Below are 13,599 nucleotides of genomic sequence, written 5' to 3'. Positions count from 1 at the left end.
TGGACCTGATCCAGGAAGGCAACATCGGCCTGATGAAGGCGGTGGACAAGTTCGAATACCGCCGTGGTTACAAGTTCTCGACCTACGCGACCTGGTGGATTCGCCAGGCCATCACGCGTTCGATCGCCGACCAGGCCCGCACCATCCGCATCCCGGTCCACATGATCGAGACCATCAACAAGATGAACCGCATCTCGCGCCAGCACCTGCAGGAGTTCGGCTTCGAGCCCGATGCGTCCATCCTGGCAGAGAAGATGGAGATTCCTGAGGACAAGATCCGCAAGATCATGAAGATCGCCAAGGAGCCTATCTCGATGGAAACCCCCATCGGCGATGATGACGACAGCCACCTGGGCGATTTCATCGAAGACAGCGCCAACACGGCGCCCGTGGATGCTGCGATGCAGGCCGGCCTGCGCGACGTGGTCAAGGACATTCTCGATGGCCTGACCCCCCGCGAAGCCAAGGTGCTGCGCATGCGCTTCGGCATCGAGATGAGCACCGACCACACGCTGGAAGAAGTGGGCAAGCAGTTCGACGTGACGCGCGAGCGCATCCGCCAGATCGAAGCCAAGGCGCTGCGCAAGCTCAAGCACCCCAGCCGCTCGGACAAGCTGCGCAGCTTCATCTAAGCGCCTCAACGCCCCCTGCAAACCCCGCCCCGAGCGGGGTTTGTTTTTTCCGTGGCCCTTTCCGCTATCGAAGCAATAGCATTACGCACTCCAGGGGTGCGCGCGAATTGCTGTTTTGGTTCAAAATTGCGCCTATGGAAACCACCCTGCCCACTGCCGTCCAGACCCTGCCAGCCACCGTGCTTACCCCAGCGCTGAGCACGCAGCGCACAGATGCCGTGGCCTCCGAGGTTCCGGTGGCCCTCGTGTTCAATGGCATATCCCACGCAGTGATGATGTGCACTCCGCAGAGTCTGGAGGCCTTTGCGCTCGGCTTTGCGCTGTCGGAAGGCATCATCGACAGCGCCGAGGATTGTTACGGAATCGAACTGGCGCCCCCCCCTGCATGCGACGGCGATATAGAGTCGCCCGGCATCCAGGTGGAGATCACCATCGCCAGCCGCTCTTTTGCCCGCCTGAAGGAAAAGCGCAGGACGCTGGCCGGGCGCACGGGCTGCGGCATCTGCGGCATTGATTCGATGGACGCGCTGGACATGGTGCCCGAGCCGCTGGCGCTTGCAGCGTGGGCGCGCGGCATCGGGCTGGAACAGTTGCAAATCGCCTTCCGCCAGTTGCCTGCACTGCAGCCCCTGAACCAGCAGGCCGGAGCCATCCACGCCGCGGGTTGGGCCACCGCAGACGGCCAGTTGCAACTGGTGATGGAAGATGTGGGCCGTCACAATGCGCTCGACAAGCTGCTGGGCTGCATGGCGCAGCAGCAGTTGCTCCAGCAAGCCGGTTTTGTGGTGATGACCAGCCGCGCCAGCTACGAACTGGTGCGCAAATGCGCCCGCCTGGGGTTGCCGGTGCTGGCGACCATTTCTGCACCCACCACCCTCGCCATAGAGGTCGCGAACCAGGCTGGCATGCGCCTTTTTGGCCTGTGCCGGGGTGACAGGGCCATTGCCTATACAGCCAATTGATAAAGACCACTTTCTGCCCCGCAGCGCCCCACAGATGGCCCTGAGGCACTCAAAAAACGTAGCATATCAGCAACACTTATCGCGCCATCGCCCCAGATTCGGGTACTGCGCCTATACATTGCGGATCAAGAGCTATTAAACTTGTAGCAGATATTTCTCGCGACTATGGTCGCGCCCAATATTGTGGATTTGAATGCGAAAGCGCCGCTTTCGCTCCTCAACATAGCGCAAGGAGAACCATACATGAGCGCCAAGGAAAATACCGCCATCAACCAGCTGTTCGAGCGGTTGGAATGCCGATACGCTTTGCGTGTGCTGTGGGCACTGCGTGACGGCCATCCACAGACCTTCCGACTGCTGCAGGACAGCGTAGGCGGCATCACTCCCAATACCTTGAACACCCGTATCAAGGAACTGCGTGAAGCGGGTTTCCTCGATCACAACAGCGATGGCTACACCGTCACCCCTTCGGGCCAGGACCTGCTCAAGCGCCTGTCGGACGTGCAAGCCTTCGCCACCCGCTGGGTAGCAGCCGGCCAAGCCAAGAAATAGAACACCCCAGGCCCGACAAAACCATGCCAAGCCCGCCCCGTGCGGGTTTTGTGCTTTATGGACAGGTATGATTGCCTGTTGCAAGAACATTCTCAAAGGATCACCATGGCATTCACCACCACCCCATCGGGCCTGCAGTACGAAGACACCGAAGTCGGCACTGGCGCAGAAGCAGCCAAGGGCCAGCAGGTCACTGTGCACTACACCGGCTGGCTGTATGCCGATGGCCAGCAGGGCAGCAAGTTCGACTCCAGCAAGGACCGCAACGATCCGTTCGTGTTCCCTCTGGGCGCCGGCATGGTCATCAAGGGCTGGGACGAAGGCGTGCAAGGCATGAAGGTGGGCGGCAAGCGCACCCTCATCATCCCCGCAGAACTGGGCTATGGCGCACGCGGCGCTGGCGGCGTGATTCCTCCCAATGCCACGCTGAAGTTCGATGTGGAACTGCTGAAGGTATAACCCCGGGCAACCCAATGGGGAAAGACTGCCCGATGACTGGCGCCCGATAGCAGGCAACCGCTGCTGCGCCTCAGGAGGTGTTTCTTCCTTCAATGCCATCCCCGGCAAGAACTGCACCGCGCGCAAGCCCGGTGCAGTTTTTCTTTTCACTTTGCCAGCGACTGGCAGACGAATCGGCAAAGCGTAGGTGTGGCTCCCATGAAATGAAACAGGCACCGGGGCATTTCTAGGGCTGCCGCTCCGTTGATGCCACTGCCACCCCGGTTTTGTGGCGAGTGAGGCAACTCACCCCCCAGATCACCAGCACCCCCACAGGCACTCCGAAAACCGCTGCCAGCGTGGGCTGTATACCCCACCACAGATGGGAAGGCGGGGCCGATTGCCATCCCGCCGCACGCGCAGGCGATGTGTTGGCGACCATGTAATACAAGGTGATGCCCAGGCCTGCGAGCATGCCCCAGACGGCCCCCTGGCGTGTTGCCCCTTTCCAGTACAGCCCCAGCAGCATTGCAGGAACGAAGGCTGAGGCGGCTATCGAAAAGGACGCAGACACCAGCACCAGAATGCCGGAGCTGCGTACCGATGCCACAGCGGCTGCCGCCAGCGCCACCATCAGCAAGGTGAATTTGGAGAGAATCACCCGCTGCTGCGGCGTCACGGATTTGCCCCGCTCCACCAGGTACAAGTCGCGCACCAGGGCATTGCTGATGGTCAGCAACAGGCCATCAGCGGTTGACAGCGCCGCAGCCAGCCCGCCAGCAGCCACCAGGCCCGAGACCACAAACGGCAACCCGCCCAGCTCCGGCGTGGCCAGCATGATCAGATCGGCACCCAGCCGTATCTCGCCCCACTGCACAATGCCGTCGCCATTCACGTCTTCGATCGACAGCAGCGAGCCGTCCACCCGCGTCCACTGGGCAATCCAGGTGGGCAGGGCATCGAAATGGCTGCCCACCAGGGTCTGCATCACCTGCAGCTTGACGAGCGCCGCCAGCGCGGGTGCACTGGTGTAGAGCAGCACCACAAAAAACAAGGTCCATGCCACCGAGCGCCGCGCCGCAGCCGGCGTGGGCAAGGTGTAGTAGCGGGTCAGCAGATGTGGCAGGCCCGCAGTGCCCAGCATCAGGCAGAACATCAAGGCCAGAAAATTGCGCCGCGACACATCCTCCTGCACCTGCGCGGCCTCTGCCACACCGGGAATCACCGCGTACGGCACCGTATGCTGCGGCATCCCGCCCAGGGGCTGGGCACGGGCATAGTTTTCGTGCATGGCAGCCGTCCACTGCTCGCGCGCCGTGGCTTCGTCCTGCGGCAGGGCCGCCAGCTCACGCCCCGCTGCCAGCACCTGGCCCAGGTCGGCATTGCTGATGCGCAACTGGTGCACCAGTTCACGCAGCCGCTCGCGCTCGGCTTCAAGCGCAACAGGAATATTGCGCAGCCGCGATTCATACACCATGCCGCGCTGCAGGTAGACCAGCTCCACATCGCGCTCGGCCGGATCACTCAGCAGGGTTTTCTCGTACTCTGCAATCTTGTCCAGCTCCTGCGTATAGACGGCCACTGCCACCGGGCTGCCCAGGCGCTGGTAGGCGAGCCAGGACACAGGAATCAAAAATGCCAGGAGAATCATCACGTACTGCGCCACCTGCGTCCAGGTGATGGCGCGCATGCCGCCCAGGAAAGAGCAGACCAGCACCCCACCCAGGCCCAGCATGATGCCGATCTCGAACTGCACGCCGGTCAGGCGCGAGGCGATCAGGCCCACGGCATAGATCTGCGCCACCACATACGAGAACGAACACATCACCGCCGCAAGCGCCGCAATCACGCGCGGCCAGCGGCCGCCATACCGCAGCTGAAAGAAATCCGGCAGGGTATAGAGATTGAGCGCCCGCAACTGCGGGGCAATCAAAAGCGCCACCAGCACGAAGCCGCCCGTCCACCCGAGCAGATAGGCAAGCCCCCCCGGCTGCTGGCTGGTGCCTGCAAAGCCCTGCAAGTACAGCGCGCCCGACAGGCTCAGAAACGATGCGGCGCTCATCCAGTCTGCCGCAGTCGCCATGCCGTTGTAGATGGGCGGAATGCGGCGGCCCGCCACGTAATACTCTTCCGAATCGGCCGTTCGCCCCCACACGCCGATGGTGGCGTACATCATCACCGGCACAAACAGGAAGATCGGCCCGATCCATTGGCGCGACAGACCGGCATGCTCTGCCCAGCCCACCAGCCCGATGAAACAGGCCAGGCCCAGCAGATACAGTGCGAACAGCTTGTGAATTCTTTGCATGGCAGCTGTGCTTGCTTACTGCACGTCCTTTTCCGGATGCAGCCGCAGATACAGAAGATATGCCACCACCAGCACCACGTACAGAACCGGCAGGCCCGAGGCAGCATAGCGGTAAGCCGCACCCGCTCCCCAGACGGCATCGAGTTGCGGCGCCCAGTACAGGCAGGCAAAGGTGCTGAGCACCAGCACGAGCAGCACCCACAGATGGGCTGCGTTCAAGCGCATCGAATCAAACGCGGCCGCTGGATCGGGCGAATTCGCCTCGGGGCTGGTGCTTTCGTTGGCGGTGGTCATTGGCGATAGGTTGAGGCTGGGGCGGTCATCAAGGTCCTTGAAGGATGGTTGGCTCTGCGAGGCTCTTCATTCTGCGCAGCCACCGCCCCGCCATTTTGTCGCAGATGGGACTGGTTTGCGCCCTCTCTAGGGGGAAGCACGGTGCAGCGCCCTCCGCCTGGTTTTGATAATCCAGCCTGAATCGGCTCTGCAAGCCATGCGGTGGCCAGCCGCACCCGTCGCGCAGCGCTTGCGCATACAACAAGCATTTTGGAGACAAACAGCCATGACCCATCTCACAACCACTGCAGTTGCCGCCATGCTGGCCTGCGCCAGTCTGGCAGCGCTGGCAGCCGGTATTTCGGACGACAAGGTCAAGATCGGCGTGCTCACCGACATGTCGGGCCAGTATGCCGACTCGGGCGGCAAGGGCTCGGTCGAGGCGGCCAAGATGGCGATCGAAGACTTTGGTGGCAAGGTGCAGGGCAAGCCGATCGAACTGGTATTTGCCGACCACCAGAACAAGGCCGACATCGGCGGCACCAAGGCCCGCCAGTGGTGGGACGCCGAAGGCGTCGACATGATCATGGACCTGAACAACTCCGCCATCGCCGGCGCCGTGTTCACCCTGGCCAAGGAACGCAACAAGGTCGCCATCAGCACAGGCGCGCTGTCCACGGGCCTGACCAACGAGTTCTGCGCCCCCACCACGGTGCACTACACCGTCGATTCCTACTCGCTGGGCAAGTCTGCGGTCGAAAGCATCATGGCGCAGGGCAAGAAGGACTGGTTCATCCTGGCGGTCGACTATGCCTACGGCAAGGTGACCGCCGCCACGGTGACCGACTTCGTCAAGGAGAGCGGCGGCAAGGTGCTGGGCACCGTCTACCATCCGTTCAATGCCAGCGACTTCTCTTCCTTCATGATGCAGGCGCAGGCCAGCAAGGCCCAGGTGGTGGCGCTGGCCAATGCCACGCAGGACACCGTCAACTCCATCAAGACGGCGCGTGAGTTCGGCATGACCAAGAACATCACCTTTGTGCCGCAACTCATCTACATCAACGATGCCCACGCCATGGGCCTGGAGCTGGGCCAGGGCCTGACCTTTGCCACGGCCTTCTACTGGGACCGCAATGACGAATCACGTGCCTGGTCCCAAAAGTACCAGGCACGCATGAAGAAAATGCCGTCAATGAACCAGGCCAGCGTCTATTCCGCCGTCACCCAGTACCTCAAGGCCATCGATGCCGCGGGCACCGACGAAGGCTTGGCGGTGACGAACCAGCTCAAGAAGATGAAGATCAACGACGTGTTCTCGCAAAACGGCTACGTGCGCGAAGACGGCCGCATGGTGCATGACATGTTCCTCGCCCAGATGAAGTCGCCCAAGGAATCCAAGGGCCCCTGGGATTACTACAAGATCCTCGACACCATCCCGGGTGACAAGGCCTTCCAGCCCCTGTCCAAGAGCACCTGCTCGCTTGTTGCAAAAAAGTGAGCATCTGGCGCGCATTGGGTATATGCCAGCGCCTGATTTCACATAAGAAAACCTTTGTGACCAAGCCCGGCATCCGCCGGGTTTTCTCATGGGCACAGGGGCAGGAGGCGCAGCACTGCCATTGAAAATTACAAAAACATACAAATTACGTCGGCTGAGTTAACCCCGCAAGGCCGGCTGCTCCGATTCAGCAGGTATCACAACCCGTCGGAGCATGCACCATGCCTACCACCGCCCCTTCTCGCTCGGCCCATTCTTGCTGGGTTCGTTGGTCTCCACTTTTCTCGGCCTTGCTCACCCCTTGCCTGCTGGCAGCAGGCATGGCCACCGCCTATGCAAGCCCATCCACGCCGCGCGGCAGGCTGGCCGATGTCAAGCTGGTGGACCGCACGACGGGCCAGCCCCTGCGGCTGTACCAGCACCAGGGCGAATACTGGGTGGCGGGCCGCCCTGGCGCCAGCTATGCCGTTGATATCACCAACCGTACCGGCAGCCGCATTCTGGCGGTCATCAGCGTCGATGGCGTCAATGCGCTCGACGGCAAGACGGCATCGAGCGCACCGGATGACGGCTACGTCCTCAACCCCTGGCAAAACTGGGCCATCACCGGCTGGCGCAAAAGCCGGTCCCAGGTTGCGGCCTTCTACTTTTCGGAAAGCGACGCGTCGTACGCCAGCCGCACAGGCCGCCCTCTGGACGTGGGCGTGATCGGCGTCGCCCTGTTCCGCGAGCGCGTGCCCGAACCGGTGCGCCCGCCACCGATTGCGCGCCGCAGCCCCGTGACTGAAGAACGTGCGCCAGCCCGCATGAATGAATCGGAAAAATCCACCGCCGATGCTGCGGCCACGGCACCGCTGCCTGTGCCGCCATCCGCACCGCAGGCCTCTCCTGCCGCCGTGCCGCCGCCCTCGTCACCTGCCGCAGAAAGCGCAGCCGAGACCTCTCCCGCACCCTCGTCTGCAGAAAGAGCCGCCAAGCGCGCGCCTTCAGCCACCGCCAACGCCGTGCCACGCTCACCAAGCCTTGGCACCGGCCACGGCGCGCTAGAAACCTCGCACACCCGCACGGTGGATTTCGACAGCGCCACGCAACGGCCCGAGCAGATCGTCCGGATCCGCTACGACAGCTACGCCAACCTGGTGGCCAAAGGCGTGATCCGCGAGCCGCGTCCCGCGCCTGAGCGCCGCCCCGATGCCTTTCCCGCCGATGCCGAGCGCAGCTATGTGCCCGACCCACCTCGCTATTGATCGCGGGCAGCCATGCGCCCCACCCTGGCACGCACCAGCCTGGGCAGGGGTTGCTGTGCGATTTTCTCCACATCGGCTCGCACTGCGCATCCAGCTTTGCATAATGGGCCCGATGGTGGACGAACAACAACCCGACGAAGCGCTGATGCTGGCCTACGCCCGCGGCCATGCCGCCGCGTTTGAGCCCCTCTACGCCCGCCACAGCCAGCGCCTGTGGCGCTATTTTTTCCGCAACACCGGCAACGCAGCCCTCGCAGATGACCTGGCCCAGGACACCTGGTTCGCCGTGGTGGATGCCGCGCCCGGCTACCAGCCCAGCGCCAAGTTCAGCACCTGGGCCTTCACCCTTGCACACCACAAGCTGGTGGACCACTGGCGCCGCCACAAACCCCAAGCCAGCCTCGATGAGGAAACCAGCGAAGGCATGGCACTTGCTGAAACCCTGTTTGCCAATTCCGGCTTTGATCCCGAGCGCCTGCAAGGCCGCAAGGACATCGCCCGCGCCCTGCTCCACGCCCTGGCCCAATTGCCGCCGGAGCAGCGCGAAGCCTTTCTGCTGCAAGCCGAGGCAGACATGGCTGTGGCCGATATTGCCGCCGCCACCCATGTGACCCAGGAGACCGCCAAGAGCCGCCTGCGCTACGCACGCGCCAAGCTGCGTCAGGCCCTGGGCGCGGGCGACGAAGAACCGCAAAAGGTGCCCGCATGAACGACCGCACCACGCCCCACAGCGCAGCCGTACCCGCGCCCGGCACGCCGCCGGATGACCTGGTACAGCGCTACCATGCAGCCAGCGCAGAAGACGGCAGCCCACACGGCCCCAGCCCCGAAGCCAATGCCCGCGTGCTGGCCTATGCGCGCGAGCAGGCAGCCCTGCGCGCCGCCAGCAGCGTGCCACCTGCACTCACGCCCGCACCAGATGCAGGCACCAATTTTGGCGGAGAGCCCGCCAATGACCGCCGCTGGCTACGCCATGCGCTTGGCAGTCTGGCCGCCATCGGCCTGGTGGGCTGGCTCACCCTGCATCATCTGGACGAGCCCGGCGCGCCGCAGCTCGACAGCCCCGCGCCGGCCTCCTTGGGCGAATCCGCTCCCCCGGCAGCAGAGCCCATGGCCAATGACACCATGGCAAGCAGTGCGGCAAGTGCCAGTCTGGAAGAAAAAGCGCCAGCAGCGCCCACTCCAAGCGCGCCGTCAGCTGCCAAATCAGAAGCAAAATCGATGGAACGTGTAGCGCCTTCGGCAGCAAACACCCCATCGGTAGCGGCTTCTGCTGGCGGTGGCGCTGCAGCCTCCGCAGGCAGGGTGCAGCAGCACGCCCCTGAGCGCGCCCCTACCATGGCCGACAGGCACGCTGCCACAGCTTCAGCGACGCCCGCGCCTCCTTCAGCCGCCATGCCCGCCCCGGCGGCTCCTGTGGCGATGGCCCCACCTCCACAGCTGGAACGCCGCGCCCGGGTGAAAGAGGCAGAATCCTCCAGCAGTGCAAATGCAGACGCCAGCATGAACGCCGGCACGGCGGCAACCGAGCGCATGGCAGAAGCTGCGCCCCCAGCTACTGCGGAGCACCGCGCTGCCAACGGCAACGCCAAACCGTTGCCCTACTGTGACCCGACCCTGTCCGCCGCTGCACAGGCCGAGCAAGCACGTCGCATCAAAGCCCGCGAAGAAGCCCAGGCTGCGGGCAAGCCCCTGCCCGATCCTGCCCCGGTTTGCAAGCCTCTCCAGAACCCAGCACCGCCACAGACCGAGCCGCTGGACAGCCGCTAGCCCCTACGCGCTGCGGCCTCCGCCAACAGGCACGGGTAGCCAATGAAAAAAGCCGCCCTGGTCTCAAAACCAGGGCGGCTTCCCATGCGCAATGCATGGAGGCTTCAGCAACCTGCACACCGTCAACAGGGGCAGAGCTTGCATACTGGAGGCGTGTTCTGCCTCCCAGGAATCAACCCCTGTAAAGGGCTTCCAGCGCCTTGCGCTCCTGCGGAGTCTGCGAGCGGAACTCGTTTACGACCTGCTCGCGGGTCTTGCCGGAGGCCACGCTCGTATCGCGCGGTGGGAAGTTGCCGCCACGGAACGCGTCAGAGCCGCCCTGCTTCACAAACGCAGCCGCTTCGGCCTGCACTTCAGCCCGGGTTCTTTCGCTCTTGAAATGCTCGGGATAGGTGACATAGCCCTTTTCCGTGTTGGTCTGGTGGATGTAGCTGCTCGCAAAAGCTGTATTGCCTGCCAGCAACGCCGTAGCGAAAACAGACATGGTGGCGATCAGGGAAGTACGGTTCTTTCGCATGAGGAAGTGCCTTTCAAAGGTTTGTAAACACCTCGAAGCGAGTGCATTCGAGATGGCTCCATTCTGAAAAAAACACCCTGACGGATTGCCCACCGGAAGATGACATTCTCGCCACCTGCGTGTTACAAAAGGAATATACAAACCATAGCAGCCAGCGCTTTCCCGATAACCCCTGCGCCCCTTCCGTTGCGGAATAAAAAACGCCATGCCGGGCTGGACATGGCGTTTTCTTGGCAAAGCCATCAGGCTATCTGCGCTTGCTCCTTCAGTTCATCTTCCGAAGGGTCACTCTTGTGCACCATGCGGTACAGCAGCGGCAGCACCAGCAAGGTCAATATCGTCGATGAAAGTATCCCGCCGATCACCACGGTGGCAAGCGGACGCTGCACCTCCGCCCCCGTGCCGGTGGCAATCGCCATCGGCACGAACCCCAGCGATGCCACAAGCGCCGTCATCAGCACGGGCCGCAGGCGAGACAGCGCGCCGCTGTGCACGGCCTGCGGAACGCCCAGCCCCGTCTCGCGCAGGGCGCGGATCGACGAGATCATCACCAGGCCATTGAGCACGGCCACCCCCGACAGCGCGATGAACCCGATGGCCGCAGAGATGGACAGCGGAATGTCTCTCAGCCACAGCGCCAGTATTCCGCCCGTCAGCGCAAAGGGAATGCCGGTGAAGACGACCAACCCGTCTCTCACGTTGCCGAACATGGCAAACAGCAAGGTGAAAACGAGGAGCAACGCAACGGGCACCACGATCTGCAGGCGCTGCTGGGCCGACTGCATGTTCTCGAAGGTGCCGCCCCACCGCGTCCAGTAACCCGCAGGCAAGGCAATCGCATCCAGCTCGCGCTGCGCCTGGGCGACGAACGAGCCGATGTCCCGCCCCCGCACGTTGGCGCTGACAACGATGCGTCGCTTGCCGTCTTCGCGGCTGACCTGGTTGGGGCCTGGAGACAGGTTGAAGGTAGCCACCGAAGACAGCGGCAGGAAAGCCTGCCTGCTGCTCGCCTGCTGCGGCAATGCAATGGGAAGACGCTCAAGAGCCGCCAGATCATTGCGAATGGATTCCGGCAAGCGAACCTGGATATCGAAACGCCGGTCGCCCTCGAAGATGGTTCCAGCCTCCTGGCCACCAACGGCCGTGGCAATGGTCTGCTGCACATCGCCCAGGTTCAGCCCATAGCGCGATGCCTTCTCGCGATCCACCTGCACGGTCAGCATGGGCAGGCCGGTGGTCTGCTCCACCTTCACCTCCGACGAGCCGGGCACTTTCTGCAGCATGGCAGCAATGCTTTGCGCAGTGCGCTCCAACACCTGCATGTCGTCACCAAAAATCTTCACGGCGACATCACTGCGCACACCCGAGATCAGCTCGTTGAACCGCAGTTGAATGGGTTGCGAAAACTCGTAGTTGCTGCCGGGAATCTCTTCCACCGCTTCCTGAATCGCAGCCAGCAGATCATCCCTGCTGCGGTTGGGATCGGGCCACTGTGCTTTTGGTGTGAGCATGATGTAGCCGTCCGAAATATTGGGCGGCATGGGATCGGCCGCAATCTCGGCCGTACCAGTGCGCGCAAAGACACGGTCGATCTCCGGAAATTTCTCCTTGAGCGTGCGCTCCAGCTGCATCTGCATATCGAGTGACTGGGTCAGGCTCGTTCCCGGCACGCGCAGCGCCTGCACCGCAAAATCCCCTTCGTTGAGGTTGGGCGCAAATTCGCTGCCCATGCGAGATGCCAGCACCAGGCTCAGAACCACCGCCACCACGGCACCGGCAATCACGACGATGGGCATGCGCATCACGCCCTGCAGTAGCGGCTCATAGGCATTGCGTGCCCACGACATCAGGCGGTTCTCCTTCTCTGCAACCCGCGCTCCGATGAAGAGCGCAATGGCCGCGGGGATGAAGGTGATGGAGAGCACCATGGCACCGGCCAGCGCCAGCACCACCGTCAGCGCCATGGGGTGGAACATCTTGCCCTCCACCCCGGTCAGCGCAAAGATCGGCAGGTACACCACCATGATGATGAGCTGGCCAAACAGCAGCGGCCGACGCGATTCCTTGGCGGCTGCAAACACCTCCTGAAAGCGCTCGTTGCGCGTCAGCAGCCGCCCCTTGTGCTCCTGGGCATGCGCGAGACGCCGCACGCAGTTCTCCACGATGACCACCGCCCCGTCAATGATGATGCCGAAATCCAACGCGCCCAGGCTCATCAGGTTCGCGCTGATGCGGTAGTGCACCATGCCGGTGAAGGTAAAGAGCATGGACAGTGGAATGATGAGTGCCGTGATCAGGGCCGCGCGTATGTTGCCCAGAAACAGGAACAGGATGACCACCACCAGGGCTGCGCCTTCCAGCAGGTTCTTCTTGACCGTGGCGATGGCCTTTTCCACCAGCGTGGTGCGGTCGTAGACCGTGACAATCTTCACGCCTTCGGGAAGGCTCTTGCGTATCGACTGCATCCGCTCGTCCACCGCCTTGGAGACCACGCGGCTGTTCTCGCCAATCAGCATGAAAACCGTGCCGAGCACCACCTCGCGCCCGTTGTCCGTGGCGGCCCCGGTGCGCAACTCGCGCCCCAGTTCCACATCGGCCAGGTCACGAATGCGTATGGCCTGGCCCTGCGCCGTGCCGACGATGATCTCCCTGAGATCATCGATTCCCTTGGCCTGGCCGGGGGCGCGGATCAGGTACTGCTCACCCTGCCGCTCGATGTAGCCCGCACCGACATTGGTATTGTTGTTCTGCAGCGCGGCCACGATCCGGTCCATGGAGATGCCGTAGGACGCCAGCTTTTCCGGTGATGGGGCCACCAGATACTCTTTCGAGAACCCGCCGATGGAATTGATTTCGGTGACGCCGGGCACGTTTCTCAGCTGCGGCTTGATGACCCAGTCCTGAATCTCGCGCAGGTCCATGGGGGTATAGGGCGAGCCATCTGCCTTCTTTGCACCCTCTTCGGCTTCCACGGTCCACAGGTAAATCTCGCCCAGCCCCGTGGAGATGGGTCCCAGGCTGGGCGATATGTTGGCCGGCAGCTTCTCCTTGGCCTCCTGGATGCGTTCGTTGACCAGTTGCCGGGCGAAATAGATGTCGGTGCCGTCCTTGAAGATGACGGTGACCTGGGACAATCCATAGCGCGACAGCGAGCGGGTCTGCTCCAGCTGCGGCAGGCCAGCCATCACAGTCTCTATCGGGTAGGTGATGCGCTGCTCGGTCTCCAGTGGAGAATAGCCAGGCGCCTGGGTGTTTATCTGTACCTGCACATTCGTGATGTCAGGCACTGCGTCAATCGACAGCTTCTGGTAGCTGAATACGCCGAGAACGGCCATGGCTGCAGCGGCTACAAGAACCAGCCAGCGCTGCTCGATGGCAAAGCGGATGATGCGCTCAAACATG

At 62.8% G+C, this 13,599-nt stretch carries 12 protein-coding genes; 8 read left to right on the top strand and 4 right to left on the bottom strand.

Annotation, left to right across the window (positions count from 1 at the left end):
* The 4 genes from ACH2DG_RS16735 to ACH2DG_RS16720 all read left to right on the top strand — a co-directional run.
* The coding region (locus tag ACH2DG_RS16735) for a sigma-70 family RNA polymerase sigma factor (RefSeq protein ID WP_395027553.1) at nucleotides 1-632 on the top strand (632 nt) is incomplete at its 5' end.
* Between the two features lie 134 nt (nucleotides 633-766).
* A complete protein-coding gene (fdhD, locus tag ACH2DG_RS16730) occupies nucleotides 767-1,594 on the top strand; it encodes a formate dehydrogenase accessory sulfurtransferase FdhD (protein WP_395027551.1) in 828 nt (275 codons plus the stop codon).
* A gap of 243 nt (nucleotides 1,595-1,837) precedes the next feature.
* Entirely contained in the window at nucleotides 1,838-2,146 is a 309-nt protein-coding gene (locus ACH2DG_RS16725) for a helix-turn-helix domain-containing protein (RefSeq protein ID WP_224149605.1), read from the top strand.
* 105 nt (nucleotides 2,147-2,251) lie between these two features.
* The gene (locus ACH2DG_RS16720; RefSeq protein WP_224149606.1) at nucleotides 2,252-2,605 is read left to right on the top strand and encodes an FKBP-type peptidyl-prolyl cis-trans isomerase; all 354 of its coding nucleotides are present in this window, start codon (nucleotides 2,252-2,254) and stop codon (nucleotides 2,603-2,605) included.
* A gap of 226 nt (nucleotides 2,606-2,831) precedes the next feature.
* Here ACH2DG_RS16720 and ACH2DG_RS16715 read toward each other — a convergent pair whose 3' ends face one another.
* Both ACH2DG_RS16715 and ACH2DG_RS16710 read right to left on the bottom strand, forming a co-directional pair.
* A complete protein-coding gene (locus ACH2DG_RS16715; RefSeq protein WP_395027549.1) occupies nucleotides 2,832-4,892 on the bottom strand; it encodes a VC_2705 family sodium/solute symporter in 2,061 nt (686 codons plus the stop codon).
* Nucleotides 4,893-4,907: 15 nt separating this feature from the next.
* Nucleotides 4,908-5,186, bottom strand: a complete 279-nt coding sequence (locus tag ACH2DG_RS16710; RefSeq protein ID WP_395027548.1) for a hypothetical protein — start codon at nucleotides 5,184-5,186, stop codon at nucleotides 4,908-4,910.
* 265 nt (nucleotides 5,187-5,451) lie between these two features.
* On the opposite strand from ACH2DG_RS16710, the gene ACH2DG_RS16705 reads away from it, so the two are divergent.
* The 4 genes from ACH2DG_RS16705 (at nucleotide 5,452) to ACH2DG_RS16690 (ending at nucleotide 9,680) form a co-directional block, all read left to right on the top strand.
* On the top strand, nucleotides 5,452-6,663 hold the full coding sequence (locus ACH2DG_RS16705) for an ABC transporter substrate-binding protein (protein WP_395027546.1): 1,212 nt from the start codon (nucleotides 5,452-5,454) through the stop codon (nucleotides 6,661-6,663).
* 221 nt (nucleotides 6,664-6,884) lie between these two features.
* The gene (locus ACH2DG_RS16700) at nucleotides 6,885-7,910 is read left to right on the top strand and encodes a hypothetical protein (RefSeq protein WP_395027544.1); all 1,026 of its coding nucleotides are present in this window, start codon (nucleotides 6,885-6,887) and stop codon (nucleotides 7,908-7,910) included.
* 112 nt (nucleotides 7,911-8,022) lie between these two features.
* Nucleotides 8,023-8,619, top strand: a complete 597-nt coding sequence (locus tag ACH2DG_RS16695) for a sigma-70 family RNA polymerase sigma factor (protein ID WP_395027542.1) — start codon at nucleotides 8,023-8,025, stop codon at nucleotides 8,617-8,619.
* Nucleotides 8,616-9,680: a hypothetical protein gene (locus tag ACH2DG_RS16690; protein ID WP_395027541.1), complete on the top strand. Its 1,065-nt coding sequence runs from the start codon at nucleotides 8,616-8,618 to the stop codon at nucleotides 9,678-9,680. Before ACH2DG_RS16695 ends, ACH2DG_RS16690 begins: the two co-directional genes overlap by 4 nt.
* 172 nt (nucleotides 9,681-9,852) lie before the next feature.
* On the opposite strand, the gene ACH2DG_RS16685 is transcribed toward ACH2DG_RS16690, so the two are convergent.
* Complete coding sequence (locus tag ACH2DG_RS16685; RefSeq protein ID WP_395027539.1) at nucleotides 9,853-10,197, bottom strand: DUF4148 domain-containing protein; 345 nt, start codon at nucleotides 10,195-10,197, stop codon at nucleotides 9,853-9,855.
* A gap of 242 nt (nucleotides 10,198-10,439) precedes the next feature.
* Nucleotides 10,440-13,598: a CusA/CzcA family heavy metal efflux RND transporter gene (locus ACH2DG_RS16680; protein WP_395027537.1), complete on the bottom strand. Its 3,159-nt coding sequence runs from the start codon at nucleotides 13,596-13,598 to the stop codon at nucleotides 10,440-10,442.
* Nucleotide 13,599 lies beyond the last annotated feature (1 nt).

This window comes from Comamonas odontotermitis, from assembly GCF_040396735.1.
Lineage (GTDB): Bacteria > Pseudomonadota > Gammaproteobacteria > Burkholderiales > Burkholderiaceae_C > Comamonas > Comamonas odontotermitis_C.
Note: the sequence above shows the minus strand (reverse complement) of the source record. Positions and strands in the feature narration are given on the sequence as shown.